This window comes from Novosphingobium jiangmenense, assembly GCF_015694345.1.
Classification (GTDB): Bacteria; Pseudomonadota; Alphaproteobacteria; order Sphingomonadales; family Sphingomonadaceae; genus Novosphingobium; species Novosphingobium jiangmenense.
Genome location: NZ_JADQDC010000003.1, coordinates 51,338 through 77,487 on the forward strand (window position 1 = coordinate 51,338; position 26,150 = coordinate 77,487).

Here is a 26,150-nt window from a genome sequence, read left to right on the forward strand (position 1 = left end):
GCAAAAGCGCCGTCCGCCGGGTAGGAGGGCGCCACTAAGGGATGGGCGGCGGGGTGTCAACGGGGCAAATCCACGCACGGACAACTCTTTTTGCAACCGGGCCGGAGAACGGGAGTTTCCTCATTGAAACTGCGCCCGCTGCTGTGCCAAAGGCGTCGCGTGAAACGGCCCGGACTGCGGGCGCAAGTGAATCAGGACACGCTCGATATGGCAAACGGCAGGACGCGCGATCTCGAAGGCATGCTGGTGGCGCTGGTCGGCGGCAGCGGTTTCTTCGGCACGCATCTGGCGCAGGAGCTGCTCTCGCGCGGGGCGCGCTTGCGGGTGTGCAGCCGCCATCCCGAGCGCGCCTTCAGGCTGCGCCCGCTGGGCACGCTCGGCCAGATCCAGTTCGTGGCGACCGACGTGATGAAGCCGCACACCGTGGCGGCGGCGCTGACCGGCGTGGATGCGGTGGTGAACCTGGTCGGTGCCTTTGCGGGCGATCTCGATTCGCTCCAGGGGCAGGGCGTGGGCCGCGTTGCCGAGGCGGCCAAGGCGGCAGGCGCACAGGCCTTCGTGCATGTCTCGGCGCTCGGTGCCGATGCCGGATCGGACGTGCCCTATGCCCGTACCAAGGCCGAAGGCGAGAAGGCTGCGCTGGCCGCTTTCCCGACCGCGACGATCGTGCGTCCGTCGATCCTGTTTGGGGAGGACGACAACTTCCTCAACATGTTCGGCGCTCTGGTGGCCAAGCTGCCGGTGCTGCCGGTGTTCGGGCCTGCGGCAAAGCTGCAGCCGGTTTTCGTCGACGATGCTGCCGAGGCCATCGGCAATGCGCTGGCCGATCCGCGTGCGCATGGCGGCAAGACCTACGAACTGGCAGGCCCCGAAGTTATCACCATGGGCGAGCTCAACCGCCGGATCGCCAAGGCGGCTGACCGCACCCCGGTGCTGGTCGAACTGCCTGACGCAGTCTCGGGCGCCTTCGCGGCGCTGACCGGGTGGCTGCCCGGCGCGCCGATGAGCACGGACCAGTGGAAGCTGCTCAAGGCCGGGAACGTGGCTTCCGGCACGCTGCCGGGGATCGAGGCGCTGGGCGTGACGCCGCGTCCGCTGGGCCTGTTCCTCGCCCGCTGGATGACGCGCTTCCGCAAGTTCGGTCGCTTCGGCGCGCGCGCCAAGTCGGCCTGATCAGGTCTCGTCGGCAAAGGCCTGCAGGAACGCGGGCCCGGCCGGAACCAGCCGAACCGGGCAGTCGAGATCGCAGAGCGTTTGCGCGGTCGATTGGCGGTTGGTGACGATCGTCCAGTGCTGCGGTGCGTCCCACAGGCTGCATTCGGCTTCCTCGAGCGCGGTCAGCAAATCGGGCGGGGCAATCTTGCACACGGCCAAGCCTTCGCCAGCTAGGGCGGTTTCCGTGAAGCCAAGCGCCGAGACCAGCCCGGCCTTGAGCGGCACGTCGTCGATCATCGCCTGACGGTGCGCGGCAAGGACGGCCTTTGCTTCGACCGCTGCCGGTTGGCCGTTGCGTTCGAGCAGTTGCAGATCATCGCCCCACGCCTCCGGCGGGCACTTGCGCCTGGCAGGTAGGACCTGCTCGAACGGACGGCTTTCAAGCGGGTAGATGCGGCAGATGCGGGGGCGGGCTGCATAGTTGCCGCAGCGCATGTCTGGCATGAGGTGCGGGCAGGGCCCATCGTGCCGCGCCACCAGCCGCAGATTGATCCGGAACGGAACGTCTCCGACCAGAACCGGGAAGCTGGTCGCCTTGCGCCACTGGAGAACGGCGTCGTCGAATGGGTTTTCGGGCTCGTCGTCATCCGGCCACGGCCAGCCCTCGGTGAGCAAGTCCACCTGATGGCCACGCCCCGCCCAGGCGCGCGCCTCTTCCACCGACAGCGTCAGGCGAAGGTCGTGGCAGCAGCGGCCGCATTGCGTGCAATCGAAGTGCAGGTCCATCCTTCGAGCAGAGCGCAAAGCTGCCCGCGCCGGAAGCGCAGAACCGCCGGGAATGGAGCATTCGGCGCCAGCGAAAAGCCCCGGCCGTGGCGGGCCGGGGCTTCATGTGGCGCAAGCGGGTGTTGGGAGGATTGAGGGCACCCGCCCCCGCCGGAAAGTCTGGCGTCAGCTCAGAAGCGCACGCCCACGGTGACGTTCCACGTGCGCGGATCGCCGTAGTAGACGGTCTGGATGTTGCCGACCGAGCTGAACTCCTGGCCGTCGGTCTTGTAGAGCGTGTTGCCCACGTTCTTGACCGCACCGCGCAGGTAGAACTTGTCGAAGTCCACCTGGGCATAGAGGTTGCCGAGCAGGTAGCCGTCTTCGGTCAGCCCCGGGCGGTTGTCGACCGAGAGGTACTGCTTGTCGACGAAGCGGACGTCGCCGCCCAGCGTCAGCGAGGCCTCGCCCAGCGGCACGCGGTATTCGCCACCGGCGCGCAGGGTCAGCGGCGGGGCGAAGGCGGGACGGCAGGTGATCTTCGCGCCGGTCGGGTTGCAGCTGAACGCGGCGCCACCGGCGGGCGGCAGGCGGCGCGGATCGTCGAAGCGCTTGTAGTCGGCATCGAGGTAGCCGACCGAGGCGAACAGCGTCAGCGGCGTGACCGGGCGGACCGAGATGTCGAACTCGAAGCCCTGGATGCGCAGCTTGCCGGCGTTGAGCACGGGGAAGCTTCCGCCGAGGCCGACGTTGGTGCCGTTGCCGACGCGCGCCTGGAAGTTGTTGTAGTCGGTGTAGAACGCGGCTGCCGAAACATTGACGCGGCCATCGAGGAAGGTGCCCTTGGCACCCGCTTCATAGGACCACACGGTTTCCGGCTCGAAGTTCGGGATCACCGTGGTCACGCCGTTCTGCGTGACCGAGATGTCGCCGTTCGAGTTGACGCGGCCATTGAAGCCACCGGCCTTGAAGCCGCGGCTCGCCGAGGCATAGACCAGCGTATCCGGCGTCGGCTTGTAGGACAGGCTGACCATCGGCGTCCACGCATCGTAGCTGACGTCGTTGTCGCCGGTGAAGGGCGCTGGCAGGTTGTCCGGGAAGCAGTAGCGAATGTTGTTGAGCAGGCCGAGCGTCGACGCGGTCACCGTGCAGCGGTTGTAGGTCTTCTTCTCGTGTGTGTAGCGCAGGCCCGCCGTCATCGAGAACTGCTCGGTGAAGTCGTAGGTCAGCTGGCCGAATGCGGCGTAGCTCTTGGTCACCTGCTTGTCGTCGATCGTGCGCAGGAAGGTGATGGGCGCGCCGTTGAAGGCGAACAGGCCGTCGGCATAGGCTTCCTGGTGCGAGGCGACGTTCTCGTTGAGGTAGTAGAGCCCGAACACGCCCTTGAGCTGGTCGGCATCGTACTTCAGCTGCAGTTCCTGGCTGAACTGTTCCTGCCGCACGCCGACGAACACATCGCCCAGTTCGAACTGGGTGGCGTCGATGTCGATGAAGAAGTCGGTCTTGAGCTTGCGATAGGCGGTGATCGAGGAAAGCTGGAAGCTGTCGCTCAGGTCGACGTTGATCGTTCCCGAAACGCCCCAGTGGTCAAGCTTCTGGCCCTGATCGGGGGCGAGGCTGGTCGAGGCCTTGTAGTTGTAGGGGCCATAAGGTTCGGCAGGCGCCAGCACCACGGCGCCGCGCACGAAGTCGGTCTGGACGAGGGGTGCGGTCAAGTAACCCAGCGTCGCGGCGTTGCGCTGGCGGGTGTAGTCGCCCGAGATCAGCACCTCGACCGTATCGGCAGGCTTGGCGCGCAGGATCGCGCGGCCCGAAAGATTGTTGCGGTCGTTGTACTTGCGGCCGGTGAGGGGATCGGTGACGATGCCTTCGCGGTCGTCGTAGACGCCGGCCAGCGAGAGCGCGAGCTTGTCGGTGACGAGCGGGGCAGAGACATAGCCCTTGGCGGTCACTTCATCGAAACGGCCATAGGTGATCGCCGCTTCGCCCTTCAGCGTGTCGAGGTTGGGCTTCTTCGAGACGACGTTGACGGCGCCGCCGATGGTGTTCTTGCCATAGAGCGTGCCCTGCGGACCGCGCAGCACTTCGACGCGCTCGACATCGAACAGGTTGAGCAGCGCGCCCTGGATGCGGCTGAGGTAGACGCCATCGACATAGACGCCGACCGCCGGATCGAAAGTCTGCAGTGCGTCGGGCTGGCCGATGCCGCGGATGTAGAAGTTGGCGCTGCTGGCCGAGCCGCGGCCCTGCACGATGTTGACGTTGGGAATCGCGCCCTGGATGCCGGACAGGTCACGGGCCCCGGCCTTCTCCAGCGCTTCGGTGTTGAGCGCGGAAATCGCGATCGGCACGTCGAGCAGGCGTTCCTCGCGGCGGCGGGCAATGACGGTGATCTCGTTCCCGGTGGCAACGTCCGATGCATCGTCGGCAGCAGGGGTTTCCTGCGCGAAGGCGGGCATGGCGGGCAGGGCGAACAGCGCAGCAGTTGCGGCCAGAGCGGCGCGCATGGAAATTCGGGTCATCTGACAGGCTCCCTCTCGCGGACCGCTTCGTCCGCTCCGCAGTCTCAATATTGAAAGTTGAACCACCTTTCAACTTCTCGTTGTGGCTTTGCCCGTTTGTCGCTACGAATCGTGGCGAAACGGCAACAGGCAGCTGGGGGGCAGCCTTGTCGTTGGGAGGATCGCACATGGCGCAGGCGAGCGCTGCCAGTCCCGGAAAAGTGCCGCGCACCGCGCGCGGGCGAGAGACCTTGCGCAAGCTGCTCGATGCGGCGGCGGCAGAGTTTGGCGAGCGCGGCTTCCACGAAGCCTCGATCAGCGGGATCACGCGCCGGGCCGGTACGGCGCTCGGCAGCTTCTATACCTACTTCGATTCGAAGGACGCGATCTTCACCGCGCTGGTGCGCGACATGTCGACACGGGTTGCGACGACGGCTGCGGCTGCTGTCAGTGAAGGCGCCACTGGTCTGCGGCGTGAGCGCGAGGCGCTGGTCGGGTTCCTCCACTTCGCGCGGGATCACAAGGAAATCTACCGGATCATCGACGAAGCCGAGTTCGCCGATCCGGAAAGCTACCGCGCGCACTATGAAGGCACTGCCAGCCGCATCGCCGCGCGACTTGCCGATGGGGTTGCTTCAGGCACCATGCGCGATGGCGAGCAGGACGTGCGCGCCTGGGCGATCATGGGCATGAACGTCTTCCTCGGCCTGCGCTTCGGCGTGTGGGACGACAGCCGCCCGGTCGAGGAGATCGCCGAAGTGGCAGCCGACCTGCTGGGCGAAGGTCTGCGGGCGCGCTGAAAATTCTGGCCGGGCGTATTCCCTCGACAAAGGTCGCTGCTATTCTGCCGCCAAGGGGAGGGCATTGATGCGATCTGGACGATTGGGCGGGACAATTCTGGCCTTCGTGTCGCTGCTTGTCGGCGGGCAGGTTGCGGCGCGGCCCAAGCCTGTGGCGATTCTGGCCAAAGCCGACACCAGCCTTGCTGCGCGGGATGCCGACAAGGCCGAGTGCCGCCGCATCGTCGACAAGGCCCCCGGTCGCGACATGCCGGCGGTAGAACGTACCAATGTCGGTGCGCCGATGGACGGTTCGGGCGGGGCACCGGCCGTGGCAGGCGCGGCCATCGTCATGCTGATCTTCGATATGATCGAGAACGGGCGCGCGGCGGATCGCGGCGAGAGCCTGTGCATGCAGAATCGGGGCTATGCGCCGCTGCAACTCACGCCCGAGGAAGCCACGGCCTATCGTGCGCTGGCTCCCGAAAAGCGTAGCGCTTGGGAAAGCACGTTCCTCTCGCAGGATCTGACGCAGCGCATTGCGGCTGCCACGGCACGGAAAGTTCCGCCGCTGCCGGACTATGCCGACGAACCGGGGACGATCGGCGGACTGCGCTTTCTGGTCGACGGGTTCACCGCCGCCGACAAGCCGGTCGGGGCAGGCGACGCGGTGCTGACGGGCAAGGTCGAGCGCTCGCGCACGGCGGTGCTGGCCAATGATTTCAAGAGCGAAGGTGGACCGATCACCATCGCCGGGAAAGCGGGCGCGGTGTTCCATCAGGTGGACTATCGGCCGCAGCGCGATCCCGCACTGCGTGAACCGGGCGCAACATGGTGCGGTCCGGTCGAACAGGTCTCGAGTGCCAGTGCCGCGCCGAGCGTATACTGCCTGACCACGCGGCAGTCAGGCTACGAAGCCTATCGGCCGACCGGCTTCGGCTGGCTCGCGGGTCCGCCCGGTGACGGCTTTGCGCTGCCCATGATTACCGGCGCGATTGCGCTGGAAGAGCGCGATGCGGACGACCTCGGCCCGCTCGACTTTGCCATCGTGGTCGACAAGGTCACCGCATCGGCAGTGGAGCTGACCGGCGTGGTCACGCGCAAGGGGCAGCGGGTGAAGATCTGGAACCGGCGGCTGAAGGCGGGCGACGACAAGACCGTGGCCGTGCCGCTGTGGCAGAGGAAGCTGGTGCTGGGCATCAGCCCGACGTTCAAGATCAGCGCCAAGCTTGAGGATTCCGCCGAGGGCAAGAGCCTGCGCGACGCTTGGTAGGCCCGCGCAGGCTGCCCGTTCTTACCAGGCCTGATCGGGATCGTAGTGGCAATAAGCAGCGGGCGCTGCCGGTGCTTCGCCGCCTTCGAAGTGGGTGAAGTGCCAGATGCGGTAGCCGCCACCGCCCCACATGCTCTTGCCCGGGCTGCCGACGAGATCGACCGCGTACCATGCCACGCGGTCGGGCTGTTCGGCCCAGGTTGCTTTCCAGATCCCGCGTGCCGAAGTGCCGTCGCCAGCGACGACGAAGGCGGTGCGTTCAAGCTTCGGCTTGGGTCCTTCAAGGCGTGCGGAGACTTGCGTCAGTGGGACCTTGGTTCCGTCCGGGCCTTTCCAGCTGGCATCCTCGCGCTTGAGGGCGAAGACCTTGCCTAGCGCGGACGGCTTGGAGGTGGGGCCGAGCTGGAGATAGGCGGCCATTGCCTCCTCGCTGCTCGACAGGGCCCAGGCCTGCGTCTTGTCGGAAGCAGGCGTGCCTTGACGGCAGGCTGCCTCCTGCGCCGCTGCGGCCTGCTGCGCGGCCATCTGCCCGACGACTTGCCCGATCCATGCCTGACCGAAGGCCGGCGCGGAACTTGCGGCAAGGAGCGCCGCGCACGCTGCCAGACCTGACTTCTGTTTGAACATGTTGCCCCACTTCCCCTGCGAATGGCTGGCAGGGTGCATGAGCGTTACGCCGTGATCAAGAGGACGCGGCGCGCAAAATGTCAGAGTGCGTGCCATGTCCCCGGCGCGATGCCGTCGAGCGTCCAGTCGCCGATCTGCCAGCGGACGAGGCGCAGGGTGGGGTGGCCGACGGCGGCGGTCATGCGGCGGACCTGGCGGTTGCGGCCTTCGCGGATGGTGAGGCGCAACCAGCTGTCGGGAATGGATTTTCTGACGCGGATCGGTGGATCGCGGGGCCACAGTTGCGGGTCGTCGATGCGCTCTGCGCTGGCGGGCAAAGTGGGACCGTCCTTGAGGGTGACGCCCCTGCGCAACGCCGCCAACGCGGCCTCGTCGGGCTCGCCATCCACTTGAACGAGATAGGTTTTTGGCAGCTTGTGGCGCGGGTCGGCGATGCGGGACTGGAGGCGGCCATCGTCGGTGAGGAGGAGCAGGCCCTCGCTGTCGTGATCGAGCCGGCCGGCGGGGTAGATGCCTGGAAAGTCGATGTAATCTGCCAGAGTCGGGCGCGGCGGGCCGGTGCGTTCGGGGCTGAACTGGCAGAGCACGCCGAAGGGCTTGTTGAACGCGATAAGGGCCATTGGCGGGGCTTAGGCGCTTGATTCCTGTGCGGCAATCGCGCGTTTCCAACTCTCGCGGGCAGAGAGCGAACTCCAGCGGGCGCGGAGCGAACTCGGTACGAACTCTTCGAGGCCGACCGACAGCGCGAGCATGATCGCGTAGCCGACCGAGATATCGGCCATGGTGAAGCGCCCCGCAGCGACGAATTCTTCCCCCATCATGCCTTCCGCATTGCGCAGTCTCGAGCCAAACCACTCAGCGTAATCGCGAGCGATTTCCGGGCGGCGGTCCTCCGGCTTGGCGAAGACCTGATAGCGCAGGTGGATGGTCTGCGGGAACGTGAGCGTCGCCTCGCCCATGACGAGGAAGTTGAGGTAGGCAGCGTAGCCCTCTTCGTGCGGCGCGACGGCGAGGGGCGTGGGGCCGTACCTGGTGGCGAGGTAGTGCGGGATCGCGACGCTTTCGGTCATCCGCACGTCGCCATCAATCAGGACCGGAATCGTGCCCAAGGGGTTGATGTCGTGCATGCCCTCGTGCCGGTGACGCGGGGGGAAGGGGAGGGTGTGCAGCTTGTAGGGCAGGCCCATTTCCTCGAGCGCCCAGAGCGCGCGGAAGGAGCGGGCGTTCTTGCAGTGATAGAGCGTGAGCATGGCGCGAGGATTGCTGGCTTGCGCCCGCAGCACAAGGGCAAGTTTTCGACACATTGCCGCAAAGCGCCGGTCTTGGTGGCAGTCCATATGGCCAGCGGGTCGTTACTTGCACCAAGGAGAATAAGGATGCGGTTGGAGCGCGCAATGCTGGCCTTGGGCCTAGGACTTTGCCTTTCGCATCCGGTGCTTGCGCAGACGGCTCCCGCAGCGAATGCTCCCGCTCGGCCCGCCGGACCGCCGCCTGCGCCGCAGGGGTGGACGATGACCGTGGGCGTGGCGCCGGTGTTCGGAATGGCCTGGGCCGGATCGAAGGATACTGCGCTGTCGATCTTCCCGGGCCTGCGGGTAAACTACAAGGACACGCTGTTCCTGTCGGTGCAGGATGGCCTCGGCTGGAACGCGGTCAACCGCGATGGCTGGAAGGCGGGGCCGATCGTGCGTTCACGCTTCGGGCGGAACGAGGATGATGGCGGCTCGCCCTTCCTCGTTGCGGGCGGGAGCGACGCGCTGCGCGGCATGGGCGACATCGGCATTGCCGGGGAGGGCGGCGGCTTTGTCGAGAAGCGGCTGGGCGCAAAGCGGCAATGGCGCCTGCGGGCCGAAGTGCGGCAAGGCTTCGGGGCGCACGAGGGCGTCGTCGGCGACGTGCTGGCGCAGTATTCCGGGCGTTCGGGCAGGCTGATGTATGCGGTTGGACCGCGCGCGACCTTTGCCAGCGGGGATTTCATGCGGACCTATTATGGCGTCGATGCGGGGCAGTCGGCGCGGACCGGGCTCGCGGTTTCGCGGCCCGATGGCGGACTCGCGTCCTATGGCCTGGGCGCGAACCTGATCCGGCCGCTGGACCGGAAGCGCGCCGTGGCCGTGTTTGCCGGCGTGGACCGGCTGGGCGGCGAGCCTGCCGGGAGTTCGCTGATCCGCGAGCGGGGGCAGCGGACGCAGTTTTCGATCGGTCTGGGGTATTCCTACCGGTTCGGGCTTTGATTCTTTCGGGCTTTGCGAGTTTGCCCACCCCCGACCCCTCCCGCCTGCGGGAGGGGGGAAGAAAAGGGCCTTTCCGACCTCGGGCGGCTTCAGTTGATCGAGATCACGCCGTCGACGGCGCGCCATTCCTGCGGGCCGATAAGGTGGTTGTGGGCGATGCGGACCGAGTGGAGGGCGGCTTCGATCTCGCGCCGCCAGTGATCGAGGAAGCCGTGGAGGCGGGGGAAGCGCGGGGCAAGATCGTATTGCTGAAAGGCGAACATCTGCAGCAGGCTGGGGTGATCCGGCAGGTAATAGTGGATCTGGATGGTGGTGAGGCCGTAGCCTTCCATCTGCAGCCGGATGTCCTCGCCAAAGGTACTGGTGGCAGTCACACGTCCCATGCTCTTCCTTCCTTCGGTTCGGAAGGAGCACCGGCCTGAAAGGAGCGCGATGCTCCGACCCATGCAAAGTCGCAAAGACAGTTTCGAGTGTGACGAAATTTCCTGAAAACGCACCGAACGGTCAAGTGGGGCGTTTGGCGTATCCCCCGGTCAGGATGCGGTAATGGGCGCGACCTGTTCGCACTTGGCCTTGGTGTCCGAGGTGCCGCCGCCGCCGCCGAGCATGGTGGCGGCGATGAAGCCGCCGACGACGAGCAGGACGAAGCCGACGGTGACGAGGCCGAGGTACTTGTCGATGAAGCGCTTGATCGGGGCACCGAACAGGCGGAACAGCACGCCGACGATCATGAAGCTGATCGAGCGGCTGACAATGCTGGCCAGGATGAACGGCACCAGCGGCATGGCGATGAAGCCGGCAGTGATCGTCAGCAGCTTGAACGGGATGGGCGTGGCGCCCTTGATCATGATGATTTCGACCCCGTATTCGCGCAGGTAGCAAGCCGCCTTGGGGAAGCTTTCGGTGAGATGCAGCGCGGCGAGCAACTGGGTGCCTACGGTGTCGTACAGGCCGTAGCCGATCGCGTAGCCGAGCAAGCCGCCGAGGACCGAGGCGATGGTGGCCACGGCGGCAAAGCGCACCGCCTTTCTGGGTTCAGCGAGGCACATCAGGCCGAGCAGCGGATGCGGCGGGATCGGGAAGAAGCTTGCCTCCATGAACGCGAAGAGCGCGAGCCACCATTCGGCATGGGGGTGCGCGGCCTTGGCCATGGTCCAATCGTAGAGGCGGCGAAGCATCTGACATCCGTTCGTTGTTGCGACCGTGCGGATAGGGGAGGCGGGGGCGTAGTGCCAGAGCTTCTTGCGGTTTGGTTAGCTTGAAGCCTGCGGATAACCTGATTGGCACTTTTCTATTGACTTCTTCGCGCAATTGAGTACATATCAAGAACATCGCGAGGCCGAATCGTTGCAGTGGCAGCAACGGCGGGGGCGGTGGTGTCAGACAAGCTCAATTCCGAGAGGGATGGACCGCATGGCCAAGCCGACAGTGCAGCCGGGTGCCGAAGAGTCATGCGCGGAAACGCCCTGCGTGGATGTTCCCGAGGTGGAACAGGAACCCGCGCAGCCGAAGAAGACCAGGAAGAGCAACAGGCCGTGGCGGCCGGTGTTCCTTGCCGTGCTGGCCGAAACGTCGAACGTGACGGCGGCGGCGGCGGCGGCGGAAATTCCGGCCTCGCGCGCCTACAAGGACAAGCGCGACGACAGCGAGTTTGCCGCACGGTGGCGCGAGGCGCTGTGCGAGGGATACGACCTGCTGGAGATCGAGGTGCTGTATCGCCTGCGCTTCGGCGAGCCGAAGGACGGGGCGAAGTTCGACAACGCCACGGCGCTCCGGCTGCTTTCGCAGCATCGCGAGACCGTGGCGCGCGAACGGGCGATCCGCGACAATGCCGACGTGGAGACGGTGCGCCAGTCTATCCATGCCAAGCTGCTGCAGATCCGCGAGGAAGTGCATCGGCAGCGGCAAAGTGCGGCCATAGACGTAAGCGTGCATGGCTGAGCTGGCGCTGCTGGACTGGCTGTCCGATGCAAGCCCCGAGCGCATTGCCGCTTTCGTCAACGGACTGGACGAGAAGGAGATTACCGAGTGGCCGTTTGATTGGCAAAGCTGGGCGCGGACCAATCAGCTTGCCCCGGCGAGCGACTGGCGAGTGTGGCTGGTCATGGCCGGGCGCGGCTTCGGCAAGACGCGGCTGGGCGCGGAATGGGTGCGCGGCGTGGCCGAGGCCGATCCTGAAGCGCGGATCGCGCTGGTCGGCTCTTCGCTCCACGAGGCACGCAGCGTGATGGTGGAAGGCGAGAGCGGCCTGCTTTCGATCGGGGCGCCGTGGCGGCGGCCGAGTTATGAAAGCTCGGTCCGGCGGCTTACCTGGCCGAACGGGGCACAGGCCTTCCTATATTCGGCAGGTGAACCTGAAGCCCTGCGCGGACCGCAGCACAGCCATGCCTGGTGCGACGAGATCGCCAAGTGGGACAACATGTCGAACCGGGCGCTTTCGACCTGGGACAACCTGCTGATGGGCCTGCGGCTGGGGAGTGATCCCAGGCTGGTGGCGACGACCACACCGCGACCGGTGCCGCTGGTGGCAAGGATTGTCGGGCGCCAAAGCCTGGACATGGGCGAAGACGTTGTCGTCACGCGGGGCACGACGTTCGACAACGCCGCGAACCTGCCCGCCCGCTTCATCGAGGCGATGCGCAAGACTTTTGGCGGGACCATGCTGGGCAGGCAGGAACTGCTGGGCGAGATGATCGAGGATCTGGCGGGCGCGCTGTGGAGCCGTCGCCTGATCGAAGGGGGCCGCGAGGACGTGGCGCCGCCGTGCACGCGGATCGTGATCGGGGTGGACCCTCCGGCGAGCGCGCATGGCGATGCCTGCGGGATCGTGGTCTGCGGCATCGGGGATGACCGGATCGCCCGGGTGCTGGCTGACTGTTCGGTGGAACAGGCCAGCCCCGAGCGTTGGGCCCGCGCCGTCGTCAATGCCGCGCAGGCCTGGTCGGCTGACCGGGTGGTGGCCGAGGCGAACCAGGGGGGCGAAATGGTGAGCGCGGTGCTGCGTGCGGCACAGGCAAACCTCCCCTTGCGCCTTGTCCATGCCAGCCGGGGCAAGGCGGCGCGGGCCGAGCCGGTGGCGGCGCTCTACGAAGCGGGGCGGGTGCGCCACGCCGGGATGTTCGCAAGGCTGGAGGACGAGTTGTGCGGAATGATGCCGGGCGGCGAATACCAGGGGCCGGGGCGATCTCCCGACCGGGCGGATGCCTGTGTCTGGGCGCTGACCGAGCTGATGCTGGGGCAACAGGCGGAGCCGCGCATCTGGTTTGATTGAGGGCGAATTGTCTTCCGTAACGGGCGGTACACCCACCCCCAACCCCTCCCTCAAGGGAGGGGAGCGAGACTTGCGCTTGCGCAGCAAGCGTTAGTCGTAGCGGGGAGGGTGTGCATCCCTGAAATCGAAAACTTCATCATGAAAGGCAGACTATGTCGTTCTTTCAATCGCTTGCTGCTGCCTTCAAGGGCGAGGCGGTGACGCCGCGCGCGCCGCTCGGGCGCAGTTTCGTCTCGCCGTGGATTGCCGCTGCGGACTGGCGCGGGGATGCTGCTCGCGGGCCGATCAACTATCCCGTGGCCATTCGGGAAGCCTACCTGCGCAATCCCGTGGCGCAGCGCGCGGTGCGGCTGGTGGCCGAAGGGATCGGTGGGGCGCCGGTCAAGGCTTCGCAGCCGGAACTGCTGGCACTGATCGGCGAGACCAGCGCGGGCCAGCCGCTGATCGAGACGCTGGCGGCGCATCTGCTGCTGCACGGCAATGCCTATGTGCAGGTGCTGCGCGACGCCGATGGCGTGCCGGTGGAGCTGTTCGCGCTGCGCCCAGAGCGGGTGACGGTGATTCCCGATGCAGCCGGATGGCCTGCCGCCTTTGCCTACAAGGTCGGCGAGAAGGCGCTGCGGATCGAGGCGGAGGACGACTTTGGCCGGCCCAACCTGATCCATGTGAAATACTTCCATCCTCTGGACGATCACTATGGCGCGGGCTGCCTGGAGGCGGCAGAGGAGGCCGTGGCGATCCACAATGCGGCGGCGGGCTGGAACCGAAGCCTGCTGGAGAACGCGGCGCGGCCATCGGGGGCGCTGGTCTATGATCCGGGCGAGCCGGGGGCGGCGCTCTCTGCCGACCAGTTCGAGCGGATCAAGGGCGAGCTGACGGCGGCCTATTCGGGCATGGGCAATGCCGGACGGCCGATGCTGCTGGAGGGCGGCCTGAAGTGGCAGGCGCTGGCGCTGACGCCGGCGGACATGGACTTTGCCACGCTGAAAGCCGCGGCGGCGCGCGACATCGCGCTGGCCTTCGGGGTGCCGCCGATGCTGCTGGGGATTCCGGGCGACAACACTTACGCCAACTATCGCGAGGCGAACCGGGCGCTGTGGCGGCTGACGCTGCTGCCGCTGGCGGGGAAGGTGCTTTCCGCACTGGCCGAGGGGCTGGCGGGGTCGTTTGCCGGGGCGGCGCTGAGCGTCGATCTCGATGCGGTGCCGGCGCTGGCCGAGGATCGCGAGCGGTTGTGGGCGCAAGTTGCGGGCGCGGACTTCCTTTCGGCTGACGAGAAGCGGGCGCTGCTCGGGATCGGTGAGGTGGCGGCATGACCCGCGAGGACATGCTGGCGCGGCTGGTGGCGCAGGCCGAGGACGAGGGCGGCGATCTCGTCACGCTGCGGGCGATCGTCGAGGAGGCTTCGGACCTTGGCGCGGCACGGGTGCTGAGCCGGATGGGCCTCGCCGATGACAGCGCGCATGTCGACCTGATGGAACTGCGCCAGCTGCTGGGCGCCTGGCGCGATGCCAAGGCGAGCGCGTGGCGGGCGGTGGTGACCTGGGTGGTGCGCGGCCTGCTGGCGCTGCTCCTGCTGGGCATCGCCGTGCGCATGGGCCTGATGGAGCTGGTGCGATGAGCGCGCTGCGGTTTGCGGGCTATGCCGCGATCTTCCGCAAGCGCGACAGCGGCGGGGACACGATCCTGCCGGGCGCATTCAAGGGCTCGCTCGAGCGCAGGCTCGCCGAGGGGCTGAAGCTGCCGTTGCTGTGGCAGCACCGACCGGACCAGCGCATCGGCTGGATCGAGAGCGCGGGCGAGGACGAACGGGGCCTGCGCGTCGTGGCGAAGCTGGATGTGGCCAATTCGGCGGCGGCGCGGGCGCTGAAGGATGGCGCGGTGGACGGGCTTTCGTTCGGCTACCGCGTGCTCAAGGGCCGGGCGCTGCCGGGCGGGCGCGAGCTGCAGGATCTCGACCTGTTCGAGGTCAGCCTGGTGACGCGACCGATGCAGCCGCTGGCGCGGGTCCACTACGTCGAGCCCGAGGCCGTCTGATTTTCCGAAACCGAAGTCCCCGACGGGCCGCGCGTGGCGCGACCTGTTTCATGCAGAAAGGACGTTGAGCCACATGGATAATCTCGAGATCGAAACCAAGGCGGATGCCATCGCTGAATCGTTCGACATCGTCGAGCGCCAGGATGCGCACGATGCCGCCATCGCCGCGCTGCGCAGCGAGGTGGAGGAAGTGAAGGGCCGGATCGAGCGCGCGGGCCGCATGGCGGTGCGTCCGATGCTGGCCGGTGGTGCCGAGGGCGGGCAGGAGCTCAAGGGCTTCATCGATGGCTACGTTCGCCATGGCCGCGAGACCGAACTCAAGGCGCTTTCGGGCACGGTAGCGGCCGATGGCGGCTTTGCCGTGCCGCAGCAGATCGATGAAATGATCGCGCGCCGACTGGTCGAGATCAGCCCGATCCGTTCGGTGGCCAACGTGGTGCAGACCGGCACTTCGGGCTTCCGCCGCCTGATTTCGATCGGCGGTGCGGCTTCGGGCTGGGTGAGCGAGACGGGTGCGCGTCCGGAAACGGCGAGCCCCAAGCTGGCCGAGATCCTGCCGCCGACCGGCGAGCTCTATGCCAACCCCTCGGCCACCCAGGCGATGCTCGACGATGCGGCCTTCGACGTGGAGACCTGGCTCGCGAACGAGATCGCGACCGAGTTCGCGCGCGCTGAAGGTGCGGCGTTCATCAGCGGCACCGGCACGAACCAGCCCAAGGGCTTCCTTGGCGCGACGATGAGCGCGGCAGGGGACAACACCCGCGCGTTCGGTTCGCTTCAGTTTGTGGGTTCGGGCAATGCCTCGGGCTTTGACAGCGCGCCGGAGGCCAAGCTGATCGATCTGGTGTTCCAGATGAAGGCGCCGCTGCGACAGGGCGCGGTGTGGGTGATGAACTCGACCACGCTGGCGGCGATCCGCAAGCTCAAGACCGCGGACGGCGCGTTCCTGTGGCAGCCGGGCCTGGTGCAGGGCCAGCCCGATCGCCTGCTCGGCTATCCGGTGATCGAAGCCGAGGACATGCCGGATGTGGCGGCCAACGCCTTCCCGATCGCGTTCGGCAACTTCAAGGCCGGCTACCTCATCGCCGAGCGTCGCCAGACCACGATCCTGCGCGATCCCTATACCAACAAGCCCTACGTCCAGTTCTATGCCACCCGCCGCGTCGGCGGTCAGGTCATGGACAGCGACGCGATCAAGCTGCTGAAGATCTCGACCTGATCGGCGCTCGGCTGACCTTTCCGGTGGCGTGATCGTCACCGGATGCCTGCGGCGGTCCCTCCCCCCTGCCGCCGCAGGCCCCTTTCCTTCCCAGATGACCGGAGATTGCCATGATGCGGGCAATTGTCGCGCCGCCAGCCGTGGCCTCGGCGGCGCTTAGCGAACTGAAGGCCTGGCTCGGGATTACCCGGACCGCCGACGATGGCGAGCTGGCCTCGCTGATGCGCGCCGCGTTCGATGTGTGCGAGGGCTTTACCGGCACGATGCCGCTGCAATCGGGCTGCGAGGACGTGCTGGAAGCAAGCAGCGACTGGCAGGTGCTTTCGGCCCGGCCGGTCACCGCGATCACCGCGATGGCGGCGCTGGGCACTTCGGGCCTGCGCACGGCACTGGCGGCGAGTGACTACGAGCTCGACATCCGGGCCGATGGCACCGGCCTGGTGCGGCTGCGCCGACCGATCGACCAGACGCGGGTGGTGGTGACCTATGTTGCCGGGCTGGCCAGCGATTGGACGGTGCTGCCCGAGGCGATCCGGCACGGCGTGGTGCGGCTGGCAGCGCACCAGCACCGGGCGCGCGACGACGAGAAGAAGGCGGCGACGCTGCCGCCAGCCGTGGTCGCGGCGCTGTGGCGGCCGTGGCGGCGGATGCGCCTCGCATGATCGAGGCGCGGGCCGATGGTGCCGGGCTGGTGCGGCGGCTGACCGAGAAGGCCGAGGCACTGGCCCGGGCGCGGGCGGCAATGATCGCGCAGGGCAAGAGCGCAGCGCGGTGGCGCAAGGCGGCGCTGCTGTGGCCGCTGTTCGGAAAGGAATAGGCGATGGAAATTCCCTTTCGCGCCGTGCTGATCGACTGGCTGGCGAGCGATGCGGCGCTGGGCGCGGCGCTCAATGCCGTGGTCGAGGAAGCGCCTTCGCGGGTGGCCTTGCCGTGGCTGGCTCTGACGGCGAGCGCCAGCACCAACTGGGGCACCAAGACGCTGGCGGGCCGCGAGATCCGCGTGGCGCTGGAGCTGAACTTTCGCAGCGACGATCCGCTGGGCGGCGCTGCGCTGGTCGCGGCGATCGAGGCCCGGGTGGAGAGCCTGCCCTACGACCAGACCGCGAGCGGTTTCCGCATTGCCAGCCTGGCGATGCTGAAGGCGCGGGCCGAGCAGCGCGGCGAAGCGCTGCGCGTGTTCGTGCTGGAATACCGGGCGCGCGTGATGGCGGCCTGACACCTCACTCTTTCGAAGGAGAACCGACATGGCAGCACAGAAGGGAAGCGCCTTTCTGCTGAAGATCAGCGATGGCGCAGGGACACCGACCTACAACACCGTGGCCGGCCTGCGCACCACGCAGATGTCGATCAATGGCGAGGCGGTAGTGATCACCACCAAGGATTCGGGCGGCTGGCGCGAGCTGCTTTCGGGCGCGGGGACGCGTTCGGTGACGGTGAGTGCGGCGGGCATCTTCCTTGGCAGCGCAGCCGAAGGCCAGGTGCGCGGCAATGCGCTTTCGGGGACCATCGCGGACTACGAGCTTTCGTTCGAGGGCGGCGAGAAGATGCGCGGCAAGTTCCTTGTCCAGCGGCTCGACTACTCGGGCGATTTCAATGGCGAACGCAACTATACGATGACGCTCGAAAGCTCGGGCGTGGTGGCGCAGGTCTGATGACGGATTCAGCCAACCCGCACCGGGGGGAAACGGTGCTCATGCTTGGCGGACAGCCGCTGGTGCTGCGCCCGACGTTCGGGGCGCTGGTGGCGGCGGAGGAGGAGCTTGGGCCCCTGTTTGCGCTGGTCGAGCGGGCGAGCGCCGGGCAGCTGCGACTGGCCGAGATGGTGGCGCTGTTCTGGCATGCCTTGCGCGACCGCAATGGACTTGAGCGCGCGGACTTTGCCGAGGCGGTGGCGCGCGAAGGACTGGCCGCCTGTACGCCGGTGCTGCGAGCGCTGATCGTGCAGGTGCTGAAGGGCGGCGGATGAGTGGCACTTTCGGCATGGCAGCAGCGCGGTTGTCGGGACAGGCCGCGCTGCTGCTTGGCTGGCAGCCCGCGGCGTTCTGGGCGGCGACGCCCGAGGAACTGGCCACGATCCTTGCCGCGATGGGCGCGCCCGAAGGCGACGGCATTGACCGCGGCACAATCGACAGACTGATGGAGCAAGACCGTGACGGATGAACTCGACACGCTGATGATCGACGTGCGCGCCAATACGTCGGGCTTCACGGCTGATGTGGCGCAGATGCGCGGGAGCTTCGATTCGATCCTGGTGGATGGTTTCGGGCGGGCAGGCGACACGCTGGAGCGGGGGCTGCTGGGCGCGATCCGGCGCGGCTCGCTGGGGTTCGAGGACCTGCGGCGCGTGGCGCTGAACGTGGTTGGCGACATCGCTGCGCAGGCGGTGAAGATCGGCATCGGGTCCATCGTGACTGGCGATGCGGGGCAGTCCGGCGGAATTGGCGGGCTGCTTTCGGGACTGGTCTCGTCGATCTTTGGCCTGCCGGGGCGAGCCACAGGCGGTCCGGTGGCACCGGGGCGGGGATACCTTGTCGGCGAGCGCGGTCCCGAACTGTTCGTGCCGACCTCTGCCGGACGAGTGGAGCCTTCGGTCGGTGGTGGCCGTGGCCGCGACGTGAACGTCTCGATCCGCATCGTCAGCCCGCAGGGCAGCAACCAGCCCGAAAGCCTGCGCCGATCGGGCAAGCAGGTGGCGCAGGCGGTGCGCCGTGCGCTCAACGAATTCTGATCAGGCGGGGAACCGGCGATGAGTTACTGGCTGGCCAAGCGCCGCACGGTGCAGCAGACCGACACGATCCAGCGCTTCGATCCGCGCTTCTGGACGGTGAATTTCCCAAGGCCGGCGATGGCCTCGGTGGTGACTACTGCGCCCGATGCGCTGCGGGTCGACGCGGTGTTCCGCAAGGCGGACGACCTGATCGGGCTGATCTGGGAATCCGAGGACAAGTGGGATCACCCGCTGCTGGCCTACGAGACGCGGCGCGATTATTCCCGGCTGACGCTTTCGTTTCGCTGGCGCTCTGCCGGCATTCTGCCGCTCGATGCCGTGAACGGGCCGACGCTGACGATCGAGGGGCGCGATGCCGCCGGCAATGCGCGGGCCTGGTATGTGCGGCTGTGGAACTATGCCAGCGGTACGCCGACCGACGCGCAGATTACGCTCAAGTTTTCAGAGCTGAATGGCGGCTTCCTGCTGCCCTCCGAGGCCGATCCGGTGCATCCGGCGGACATCGACCGGCTGTTCATCTCGCTGGTGGCACCGGGCTATGCCTCGGGCAGTGCGACGCCGTTTGCCACTTCCGCAGCGGGGTGGGCGGAGCTTTCCGGCATCGTTTGCCAAGGGCACAGACCGATGCTGGAACTGGGCGATGTGATGGTGCCGCCGCACGGTCTGGCGATGTGCACCGGCTATGACGATGCCTACAACCTGACGCCTGCGCGATTGCTGCGGCAGATCCGGGGCTTGGGCTATCGCGGGAGCATCAACCACTACATCGGCATGAGCCATTTCTATTCTCTCGTGCCTGATGGCGCCGACGGGTTCGTGGTCGATCCGTGGCAGGGGGCAATGAACCCGGCGGCGCAGAAATGGCACGAGGCATTTTTCGCCGGGGCCAAGGCGATGGGGCAGACCGTGATCGCCTCGCAATCCTACGAAGTGCTGGCGCAGAACTGTCCGGCGGCGTGGCAGCAAAAGGCCTGGGACGGAACTCCGGCGCGGACCGGATGGGTGCCGCCTTCGGCGCTGCTTTCGCCCGCCAATGCGCAGGCGATGGCCTGGGTGCGCAAGGTCGGCGTGGCGCTGGTCGGGCTGCTGCAGGGGGCAGGCCTGCCGGTGCGGCATCAGGTGGGCGAGCCGTGGTGGTGGGTGACGCAGGACCGGCGCATCTGCATCTATGACGACGCGGCCAAGGCGGCGTTTGGCGGCTCTCCGGTGAACATCCCGGATATGGGGGCGAGCCTGAGTGCGGCACAGAAGAGCCTGCTCGATCAGGCCGGAGCCTTGCTGGCGCAATCGACGGCGGACCTTGCCAGTGCCGTAAAGGCGGCGGCCGGGAGTGGGGGTGCGGAGACGCTGCTGCTGGCGTTCCTGCCGACGGTGCTCGATCCGGTGACGCCCGAGGCGCGGCGCGCGAACCTGCCGGTCGGCTGGGCTTCGCCTGCGTTCGATGTGCTGCAACTGGAAGACTATGACTGGGTGACCGCAGGCAAGGATGCCTTGCGAGCAGACGGGCGGGCCGTGGCCGAAGCTCGGCTGGGCTATCCGCGATCGCAGCAGCATTACCTTTCGGGCTTTGTGCTGCTGGCCGACAATGCGCAGGCAGAGTGGGCGCGCATCGATGCGGCGGCGAGCGAGGCGGTTGGTCTCGGGGTGGCCGAGACCTTTATCTGGGCGCTGCCGCAGGTTTCGCGCGACGGCTTTACCCGGCTTCCCGAGACGAGCGGAGACGAGACCATGCAATCATTCGACGATGTCCTGTTCCCGCTGGCGCTGGGGCGGGATGCTTCGGTGACGCCGGAGTTTTCGACCAACGTCACGATAACGGCGTCCGGCTTCGAGCGGCGCAACAGCTTGTGGTCGGACGCGCGGCTGCGGTTCGATGTGGGGCCGGGGGTGCGCTCCGAGGCGGAACTGGGCGAGCTGATCGCGTTCTTCCGGGCGCGGCGCGGGCAGGCGCGCGGGTTCCGGCTGCGCGATCCTTCGGACTTCAGCTCCAACGGCATGAGCGGGGTGCCGACGCCGATGGACCAGGTGCTGGGAACGGGCGATGGCGCCGCTTCGCGCTTTGCGCTGGTGAAGTATTACGGCGACGGCGTGGACGCGCAGAAGCGGCGGATCACGCGGCCTCGCGCGGAATCGCTGCGGGTCAGCGTGAACGGTGCCGAGACGGGGAGCTTCACGCTCGACGAGAAGGGCGTGCTGGTGTTCGCCACCGCCCCTGCCAACGGTGCGGTGGTGCGGGCAGGGTTCCTGTTCGACGTGCCGGTGCGCTTTGCCGAGGACCGTCTCGACATCTCGGGTGCGGAATTCGCCGCCGGTGAAGCGCCGAGCGTGCCGCTGGTCGAACTGCGAGAAGACGCATGAGCCGGACCTGGTTCAGCCAGCCGCTCGAGACCGTGGCGGTGTGGTGGCGGATCGAGCGGCGCGACGGGGTGACGCTGGGCTTTACCAGTCATGACCGCGATCTGGTGTTTGGCGGGCTGCATCACCGCACGGCGCCGGGGATGATACCCTCGGCAGTGCGGCGGACGGCGACACTTGAGGCGGACTCGGCAGAGGTTTCTGGCGCTCTCGCGCATGACGCCATCGGCGAGGCTGACCTTGCCAGGGGCCGCTTCGATGGTGCGCGTGTGGCGATGGGGCTGGTCGATTGGGAGAGCCTTGAATCCGAGGCGCTGTTTACCGGCACGATCGGTTCGGTCGGGCGCGAGGGGGAGCAGTTTTCGGCGGAGCTGGAATCGCTGAAGCAGCTGCTGGCGCGCGACGTGGTGCCGCGCACTTCCCCGACCTGTCGCGCCGAGTTCTGCGGCGAGGGCTGCACGCTTTCGGGCGCGCGCTTCACGCATGAGGCGACGCTGGCGGATGTTGGCGCAGGTCGCCAGTGGGTGAAGGCAGCAGGCATGGTCGCAGCGGATTTTGCCTTTGGGTGGATCAGGCCGGTCGATGGCGATGATGCCGGAGCGGTGCTGCGGGTGCGCGCGGTCGAGGGTGACTGGCTGGTGCTCGAGCGGCCGCTGGCTGCGGACGCTGTGGCAGGCATGCCCGTGGTCCTGCGCGAGGGGTGCGATCACACGATCGGCACCTGTTCCGCCCGGTTCGGCAACGCGGTGAACTTTCAGGGCGAGCCCTATCTTCCCGGCAATGACCTGCTCACTCGCTACCCGGCCGCGCAAGGATGAGGGCGGCGCTTGCAGAGGCTGCGCTGGGGCTGGTCGGCGTGCCGTTCCGGCTGCACGGGCGCGATCCGGCTACCGGCCTCGATTGCGTCGGACTGGTGGCCGAGGCGCTGCGGCGGGTGGGCGGCAAGCCCGATGCGCCCGAAGGCTATTCGCTGCGATCGGTCAGTGTGACGCGGTTCCTGCGCTGTGCGGCAGCAAGCGGGCTGACCGCCTGCGAGGACGAAGGCGACATCGTGCTCTGCCGGACCGGGCCCATGCAATCGCATCTGGCGGTGCGGGTGCCGGGCGGGTTCGTTCACGCCCATGCCTCGCTGGGACGGGTGACGTTCCTGCCCGCACCGCTTCCATGGCCGATCAGCCAGCAGTGGCGACTGACAGACGAAAAGGATTGATCCGATGGCAACCCTGCTACTTACGGCTGTCGGCTCGGCGTTCGGGCCGCTTGGCAGTGCGCTCGGTGCGCTGATCGGGCAGCAGATCGATGGCGCGATTTTCGGCAAGCGCAAGGTCGAGGGGCCGCGGCTAAAGGAGCTTTCGGTCCAGACCTCGAGCTATGGCTCTGCCCTGCCGATGCACTTCGGGACGATCCGCGCCTCGGGAAGCGTGATCTGGGCGACCGAGCTGGTCGAACACAAGCAGAAGAACGGCGGGGGCAAGGGGCGACCTTCGGTGACCAGCTACAGCTACACCGCCTCGTTTGCCGTCGCCGTCGCGAGCCGGCCGATTGCGGGGATTGGCCGGATCTGGGCTGATGGCAACTTGCTGCGCGGGTCAGCTGGCGATCTGAAGGTGGGTGGGACCGTGCGGGTGCACGGCGGATACGGCGATCAGGCTGCCGATCCCCTTCTGGTCCAGGCGGAAGGGGTGGCGCTGAACCCTGCCTATCGCAACCTCGCTTATGTGGTGTTCGAGGATCTCGAACTGGGCGATTTCGGCAATCGCCTGCCCTCGCTGACCTTCGAGATCCTGGCGGACGCGGATGCGGTGAGCGCAGCCGACGTTGTGGGGCACATGCTTCCCCTGGCGGAAGCATCGGGCATCAGTTCGCTTGGCCTTTCGGGGTATACCGTCGAGCAGGGCGGGGCTGCTGACGTGGTCTCGACCCTTGGCGAGATCGCGCCCATTGCCAGCACGGTGATCGACGAGCAGCTTGTCTTTCATCTTGCCGAAGAAGTTGCGGACAGCCCGCTACAGTTGCCGTCGCCTTGTGCCGGTGGTGAATCTGCCGAGGATGCGCGGGCGAGCGGCTGGTCGCGGCGGCGCGAAGCGCTGCCCGTGTCCCAGCAGTGCGCAGTGCGCTATTATGATATCGGCCGCGACTATCAGCCGGGGCTGCAGCGAAGCATTGGCCGCAGCGCGCCGGGCGACGTCGCGACGATAGAACTGCCGACCGCCATGACGGCATCCGAAGCGAGCGCCGTTGCGGATCGTGCGGCGCGGCGCAGGACGCTTGCGCGCGAGACCCTGCGCTATCGCATCACCGAAATCGACGACAGGTTCGCTCCGGGAGCCGTTGTGACGACGCCGGTCACCCAGGGGCTCTGGCGGATCGAGCAGTGGGAGTGGCAGGCCGACGGCGTGATGCTTGATCTTGCGGCGGTCGCCCCGCTTGCGCCCTTGGAAACGGGAGCAGCCGATCCGGGGCGCGCCAATCCCGCTCCTGATCTTCAGGCGCAGCCGACAACGCTTGCGGCGTTCGAACTGCCATGGGATGGCAAAGGCGATCCTGCCACGGTGACCATGCGCGTGGCGGCATCTGCGCCGACCGCTGGCTGGACGGGGGCTGCCCTGTTCACGCAGTCTAACGATGGAAGCCTTGAGGCGATCGGTTCGACCGGTCGGCGCCGAGCGGTGATGGGGCGGTGCCTTGCAGCCCTGCCGATCGGCTCGCCTTTGCTGTTCGATTCAAGATCCAGTGTGGATGTTGCACTTGTGTCGCACGATTCCACACTGGCCAACGCGACGTGGTCGCAATTGATGCAGGGCAGCAATCTTGCGCTGGTGGGGTCGGAACTCGTGCAGTTCGCCCGCGCTCAGCAGATTTCCGACGGGACCTGGCGGTTGAATGGGTTGTTGCGCGGGCGAGGGGGCACCGAGGCGGCGATCGTGGGCCATGCGGCGGACGAGCCGTTCGTGCTGATCGATGACAGTCTTGTAGCGATAGATCCTGCCGCTGTCGGCGAGGGCGATCTGATCGCGGCGCTCGGGCATGGGGATGCGGCGGCGGTGGCCAGTTCGCTGACCAATCGGGGGCTCGGTCAACGACCGCTTTGCCCTGTCCATGGCCGTGCAAGCGCTTTGGCAGACGGGACCTGGCGGATTGAATGGGTGCGGCGAGCCCGTGGCGGTTGGGCCTGGACTGACGAGGTGGAGCTTTCGCTGAACGAGCCTCAGGAGCTCTGGCAGGTAACCTACGGCACCTCGTTGGCACCGGCAGTCCTGTGGAACACCACGCAGGCCCGCCTCGACTTAGCACCCGACCAGATTGCGGCGCTCGGCACTGTCACTGCCGACCATCGCTTCAGCGTTCGCCAGGTTGGCCGCGTCGCGCTCTCCCTGCCACTCACCATCGCGCCACCGCAATGATCCGTTCAGATCGAAAGGCAAACCAATGACCGATCCAGTAAGCTATTCGACCACGACTGCCCGCTTGGGTATGCCGATGCTGTTCGCGGGGCAATCCCAGAAGGAGGTCACGGTCAACGAGGCGCTCAGCCTCCTCGACATTCTGGTGTCGGGCAACGTGCAAGGTGTCAGGAACGATGCTCCGGCCACGCCCGCCAATGGTCAGGCATGGATCGTCGGGACGAGTCCTGTGGGGCCATTTGCAGGCCACGCCAACGCAGTGGCCGTGTGGACGGAAGGTGGCTGGCGCTTTGCCAACGCTGTTCCGGGCATGCGGCTCTACGACATCCAGAAGCATGCATTTCAACTGTTTGACAACGCCTGGACGGTCACGTCCCCTCCGGCAGCGCCGACCGGTGGGTCGGTTGTCGATACTGAAGCACGCGCCGCGATCGCAGCATTGATCCTTGCATTGAAAGCAACCGGCGCCTTTTCAACCAGTTGATCGGAACCAAATCCCCCTTGCCGCATTTCACCGGCACATGAGGGCGCAATCACCGCGTATTTGCATTGCACAATGGACTCAATCCGTTGTTTTCATGCAACACTCGGTGTGTTTGTCCGCTTGCATGACCACTTTGGAACCGGTAGACAAGCTGCACGACGTGGCATGATGTCGCTAAAAGGGGAAACGATAATGCGGAAACTGGTCCTTGGCCTTGCCTTGGCCTCGAGTGCCTTGGCATCTCCGGCGTTTGCACGGGATGACTCGTGGTACGTCGAAGCCGATGCCGGCGCGATGAAGATCGAAGATTCTGAAGCTCTGAACGGTCAGGTCGTCCTGAACAACCACACAGGTTACGACTTCGGCGGTATCGTCGGTTACGATTTCGGCGGCTTCCGCCTTGAAAGCGAAGTCGGCTATCGTCGTGCCTACAACGACGCTGTCGATTTCGGCGCGCAGACCTTCACCAACCCGCAGGGTCACGCCGATGCCCTGAGCTTCATGGTCAATGGCCTGCTTGACTTCGGTCCGGACGACGGCCTTCAGGGCTTCGTTGGTGGCGGCGTCGGCGTTGCCCGTGCCAAGTACTTCATCAATGCTGGCAGCGACGGCGCTGGAAACCCTGCTGTCGCGATCAACGATTCCGACACTGGTTTCGCGTGGCAGGCTCTGGCCGGCATTCGTGCGCCGATCAGCGACCACATCGACGTTGGTCTGAAGTATCGCTTCTTCAACGCCGACAAGGTCGATCTGGTTGCTGCTGACGGTACTGCGGCGCGCACCCGCTTCCGTTCGCACTCGATCCTCGGCACGCTGAGCTACAACTTCGGTGGCGCGGCTCCGGTGGAAGAGGCTGCTCCGCCGCCGCCGCCGCCGCCCCCGCCGCCCCCGCCGCCTCCGCCGCCCCCGCCGCCGGCTCCGGTCTGCAACAAGGGTCCGTACATCGTGTTCTTCGACTGGGATAAGTCGGACATCACGCCGGAAGCAGCAACGATCCTCGACAACGCGGTCACGGCCTATGGCAACTGCGCCAGCGTTCCGATCATGCTGGCAGGTTATGCCGACCGCTCGGGTACGGTGAAGTACAACCAGGCTCTGTCGGAGCGCCGCAACGTGTCGGTCCGTTCGTACCTGACCTCGCACGGAATTCCGGATGGCTCGATCACCAGCCAGGCCTTCGGCGAAAGCAACAACCGCGTGCCGACCGCCGATGGCGTTCGCGAACTCCAGAACCGTCGCGTGGAAATCACCTACGGTCCGGGTTCGGGCATGTAATCTTCGGCTTTGCCGGAAAAAGAACGAGGGGCCGGAGAAATCC

Annotated in this window: 30 protein-coding genes; 23 read left to right on the forward strand and 7 right to left on the reverse strand. The window is 66.7% G+C overall.

The window, feature by feature from the left end; genetic code table 11:
• The first annotated feature begins 207 nt into the window (after window positions 1-207).
• Window positions 208-1,173, forward strand: coding sequence for a complex I NDUFA9 subunit family protein (locus I2488_RS05265; protein WP_196275062.1), 966 nt, complete (start codon window positions 208-210; stop codon window positions 1,171-1,173).
• Here the strand turns inward: I2488_RS05265 and I2488_RS05270 are convergent, their stop codons facing one another.
• Both I2488_RS05270 and I2488_RS05275 read right to left on the reverse strand, forming a co-directional pair.
• The gene (locus I2488_RS05270; RefSeq protein ID WP_196274766.1) at window positions 1,174-1,941 is read right to left on the reverse strand and encodes a YkgJ family cysteine cluster protein; all 768 of its coding nucleotides are present in this window, start codon (window positions 1,939-1,941) and stop codon (window positions 1,174-1,176) included. It abuts the gene before it with no gap.
• Window positions 1,942-2,111: 170 nt separating this feature from the next.
• Window positions 2,112-4,442: a TonB-dependent receptor gene (locus I2488_RS05275; RefSeq protein ID WP_196274767.1), complete on the reverse strand. Its 2,331-nt coding sequence runs from the start codon at window positions 4,440-4,442 to the stop codon at window positions 2,112-2,114.
• Between the two features lie 167 nt (window positions 4,443-4,609).
• Here I2488_RS05275 and I2488_RS05280 point away from each other — a divergent pair, with 167 nt between their 5' ends.
• Window positions 4,610-5,221 carry a TetR/AcrR family transcriptional regulator gene (locus I2488_RS05280; protein ID WP_196274768.1) on the forward strand — a complete coding sequence of 204 codons (612 nt, stop codon included), beginning with the start codon at window positions 4,610-4,612 and terminating at the stop codon, window positions 5,219-5,221.
• 67 nt (window positions 5,222-5,288) lie between these two features.
• Entirely contained in the window at window positions 5,289-6,473 is a 1,185-nt protein-coding gene (locus I2488_RS05285) for a hypothetical protein (RefSeq protein WP_196274769.1), read from the forward strand.
• Window positions 6,474-6,494: 21 nt separating this feature from the next.
• Here the strand turns inward: I2488_RS05285 and I2488_RS05290 are convergent, their stop codons facing one another.
• The 3 genes from I2488_RS05290 to I2488_RS05300 all read right to left on the reverse strand — a co-directional run bounded on the left by I2488_RS05290 (window position 6,495) and on the right by I2488_RS05300 (window position 8,350).
• Window positions 6,495-7,100 carry a hypothetical protein gene (locus I2488_RS05290; RefSeq protein WP_196274770.1) on the reverse strand — a complete coding sequence of 202 codons (606 nt, stop codon included), beginning with the start codon at window positions 7,098-7,100 and terminating at the stop codon, window positions 6,495-6,497.
• Between the two features lie 80 nt (window positions 7,101-7,180).
• Entirely contained in the window at window positions 7,181-7,720 is a 540-nt protein-coding gene (locus I2488_RS05295; protein WP_196274771.1) for a pseudouridine synthase, read from the reverse strand.
• A gap of 9 nt (window positions 7,721-7,729) precedes the next feature.
• Window positions 7,730-8,350: a glutathione S-transferase family protein gene (locus I2488_RS05300; protein ID WP_196274772.1), complete on the reverse strand. Its 621-nt coding sequence runs from the start codon at window positions 8,348-8,350 to the stop codon at window positions 7,730-7,732.
• 261 nt (window positions 8,351-8,611) lie between these two features.
• On the opposite strand from I2488_RS05300, the gene I2488_RS05305 reads away from it, so the two are divergent.
• The gene (locus tag I2488_RS05305) at window positions 8,612-9,334 is read left to right on the forward strand and encodes a MipA/OmpV family protein (protein WP_246465510.1); all 723 of its coding nucleotides are present in this window, start codon (window positions 8,612-8,614) and stop codon (window positions 9,332-9,334) included.
• A gap of 89 nt (window positions 9,335-9,423) precedes the next feature.
• Here the strand turns inward: I2488_RS05305 and I2488_RS05310 are convergent, their stop codons facing one another.
• Window positions 9,424-9,717: an usg protein gene (locus tag I2488_RS05310; RefSeq protein ID WP_196274774.1), complete on the reverse strand. Its 294-nt coding sequence runs from the start codon at window positions 9,715-9,717 to the stop codon at window positions 9,424-9,426.
• A gap of 150 nt (window positions 9,718-9,867) precedes the next feature.
• The gene (locus tag I2488_RS05315; RefSeq protein ID WP_196274775.1) at window positions 9,868-10,512 is read right to left on the reverse strand and encodes a YqaA family protein; all 645 of its coding nucleotides are present in this window, start codon (window positions 10,510-10,512) and stop codon (window positions 9,868-9,870) included.
• A gap of 235 nt (window positions 10,513-10,747) precedes the next feature.
• Between I2488_RS05315 and I2488_RS05320 the strand changes: the two genes are divergently transcribed.
• The 19 genes from I2488_RS05320 to I2488_RS05410 all read left to right on the forward strand — a co-directional run bounded on the left by I2488_RS05320 (window position 10,748) and on the right by I2488_RS05410 (window position 26,107).
• A complete protein-coding gene (locus I2488_RS05320) occupies window positions 10,748-11,275 on the forward strand; it encodes a hypothetical protein (protein WP_196274776.1) in 528 nt (175 codons plus the stop codon).
• A complete protein-coding gene (locus I2488_RS05325) occupies window positions 11,268-12,605 on the forward strand; it encodes a DNA-packaging protein (protein ID WP_196274777.1) in 1,338 nt (445 codons plus the stop codon). The genes I2488_RS05320 and I2488_RS05325 overlap by 8 nt, the downstream gene beginning before the upstream one ends.
• Before the next feature lie 152 nt (window positions 12,606-12,757).
• A complete protein-coding gene (locus tag I2488_RS05330) occupies window positions 12,758-13,921 on the forward strand; it encodes a phage portal protein (protein ID WP_196274778.1) in 1,164 nt (387 codons plus the stop codon).
• A complete protein-coding gene (locus I2488_RS05335; protein WP_196274779.1) occupies window positions 13,918-14,226 on the forward strand; it encodes a DUF6127 family protein in 309 nt (102 codons plus the stop codon). The genes I2488_RS05330 and I2488_RS05335 overlap by 4 nt, the downstream gene beginning before the upstream one ends.
• Window positions 14,223-14,642: an HK97 family phage prohead protease gene (locus tag I2488_RS05340; protein WP_196274780.1), complete on the forward strand. Its 420-nt coding sequence runs from the start codon at window positions 14,223-14,225 to the stop codon at window positions 14,640-14,642. Before I2488_RS05335 ends, I2488_RS05340 begins: the two co-directional genes overlap by 4 nt.
• Window positions 14,643-14,715: 73 nt before the next feature.
• Window positions 14,716-15,861, forward strand: a complete 1,146-nt coding sequence (locus tag I2488_RS05345) for a phage major capsid protein (RefSeq protein ID WP_196274781.1) — start codon at window positions 14,716-14,718, stop codon at window positions 15,859-15,861.
• A gap of 110 nt (window positions 15,862-15,971) precedes the next feature.
• The gene (locus I2488_RS05350; protein WP_196274782.1) at window positions 15,972-16,523 is read left to right on the forward strand and encodes a head-tail connector protein; all 552 of its coding nucleotides are present in this window, start codon (window positions 15,972-15,974) and stop codon (window positions 16,521-16,523) included.
• Entirely contained in the window at window positions 16,520-16,678 is a 159-nt protein-coding gene (locus tag I2488_RS05355) for a hypothetical protein (RefSeq protein WP_196274783.1), read from the forward strand. The genes I2488_RS05350 and I2488_RS05355 overlap by 4 nt, the downstream gene beginning before the upstream one ends.
• Window positions 16,679-16,681: 3 nt before the next feature.
• Window positions 16,682-17,077, forward strand: coding sequence for a DUF3168 domain-containing protein (locus I2488_RS05360; RefSeq protein WP_196274784.1), 396 nt, complete (start codon window positions 16,682-16,684; stop codon window positions 17,075-17,077).
• Window positions 17,078-17,105: 28 nt separating this feature from the next.
• Window positions 17,106-17,513 carry a phage major tail protein, TP901-1 family gene (locus tag I2488_RS05365; protein ID WP_196274785.1) on the forward strand — a complete coding sequence of 136 codons (408 nt, stop codon included), beginning with the start codon at window positions 17,106-17,108 and terminating at the stop codon, window positions 17,511-17,513.
• Window positions 17,513-17,827, forward strand: a complete 315-nt coding sequence (locus I2488_RS05370) for a gene transfer agent family protein (RefSeq protein WP_196274786.1) — start codon at window positions 17,513-17,515, stop codon at window positions 17,825-17,827. The genes I2488_RS05365 and I2488_RS05370 overlap by 1 nt, the downstream gene beginning before the upstream one ends.
• Window positions 17,824-18,021 carry a phage tail assembly chaperone gene (locus I2488_RS05375; RefSeq protein WP_196274787.1) on the forward strand — a complete coding sequence of 66 codons (198 nt, stop codon included), beginning with the start codon at window positions 17,824-17,826 and terminating at the stop codon, window positions 18,019-18,021. The genes I2488_RS05370 and I2488_RS05375 overlap by 4 nt, the downstream gene beginning before the upstream one ends.
• On the forward strand, window positions 18,011-18,589 hold the full coding sequence (locus I2488_RS05380) for a phage tail tape measure family protein (protein WP_196274788.1): 579 nt from the start codon (window positions 18,011-18,013) through the stop codon (window positions 18,587-18,589). Before I2488_RS05375 ends, I2488_RS05380 begins: the two co-directional genes overlap by 11 nt.
• An 18-nt stretch (window positions 18,590-18,607) precedes the next feature.
• A complete protein-coding gene (locus I2488_RS05385; RefSeq protein ID WP_196274789.1) occupies window positions 18,608-20,947 on the forward strand; it encodes a DUF2460 domain-containing protein in 2,340 nt (779 codons plus the stop codon).
• On the forward strand, window positions 20,944-21,762 hold the full coding sequence (locus I2488_RS05390; protein WP_196274790.1) for a DUF2163 domain-containing protein: 819 nt from the start codon (window positions 20,944-20,946) through the stop codon (window positions 21,760-21,762). The genes I2488_RS05385 and I2488_RS05390 overlap by 4 nt, the downstream gene beginning before the upstream one ends.
• Complete coding sequence (locus tag I2488_RS05395) at window positions 21,759-22,154, forward strand: C40 family peptidase (protein WP_196274791.1); 396 nt, start codon at window positions 21,759-21,761, stop codon at window positions 22,152-22,154. Before I2488_RS05390 ends, I2488_RS05395 begins: the two co-directional genes overlap by 4 nt.
• A 4-nt stretch (window positions 22,155-22,158) precedes the next feature.
• Window positions 22,159-24,348: a GTA baseplate fiber-binding domain-containing protein gene (locus tag I2488_RS05400; RefSeq protein WP_196274792.1), complete on the forward strand. Its 2,190-nt coding sequence runs from the start codon at window positions 22,159-22,161 to the stop codon at window positions 24,346-24,348.
• Between the two features lie 25 nt (window positions 24,349-24,373).
• Window positions 24,374-24,832: a DUF2793 domain-containing protein gene (locus I2488_RS05405; RefSeq protein WP_196274793.1), complete on the forward strand. Its 459-nt coding sequence runs from the start codon at window positions 24,374-24,376 to the stop codon at window positions 24,830-24,832.
• Window positions 24,833-25,024: 192 nt separating this feature from the next.
• Window positions 25,025-26,107 (forward strand): OmpA family protein, encoded by a 1,083-nt coding sequence (locus I2488_RS05410; protein WP_196274794.1) that lies wholly within the window; start codon window positions 25,025-25,027, stop codon window positions 26,105-26,107.
• Window positions 26,108-26,150: the final 43 nt, after the last annotated feature.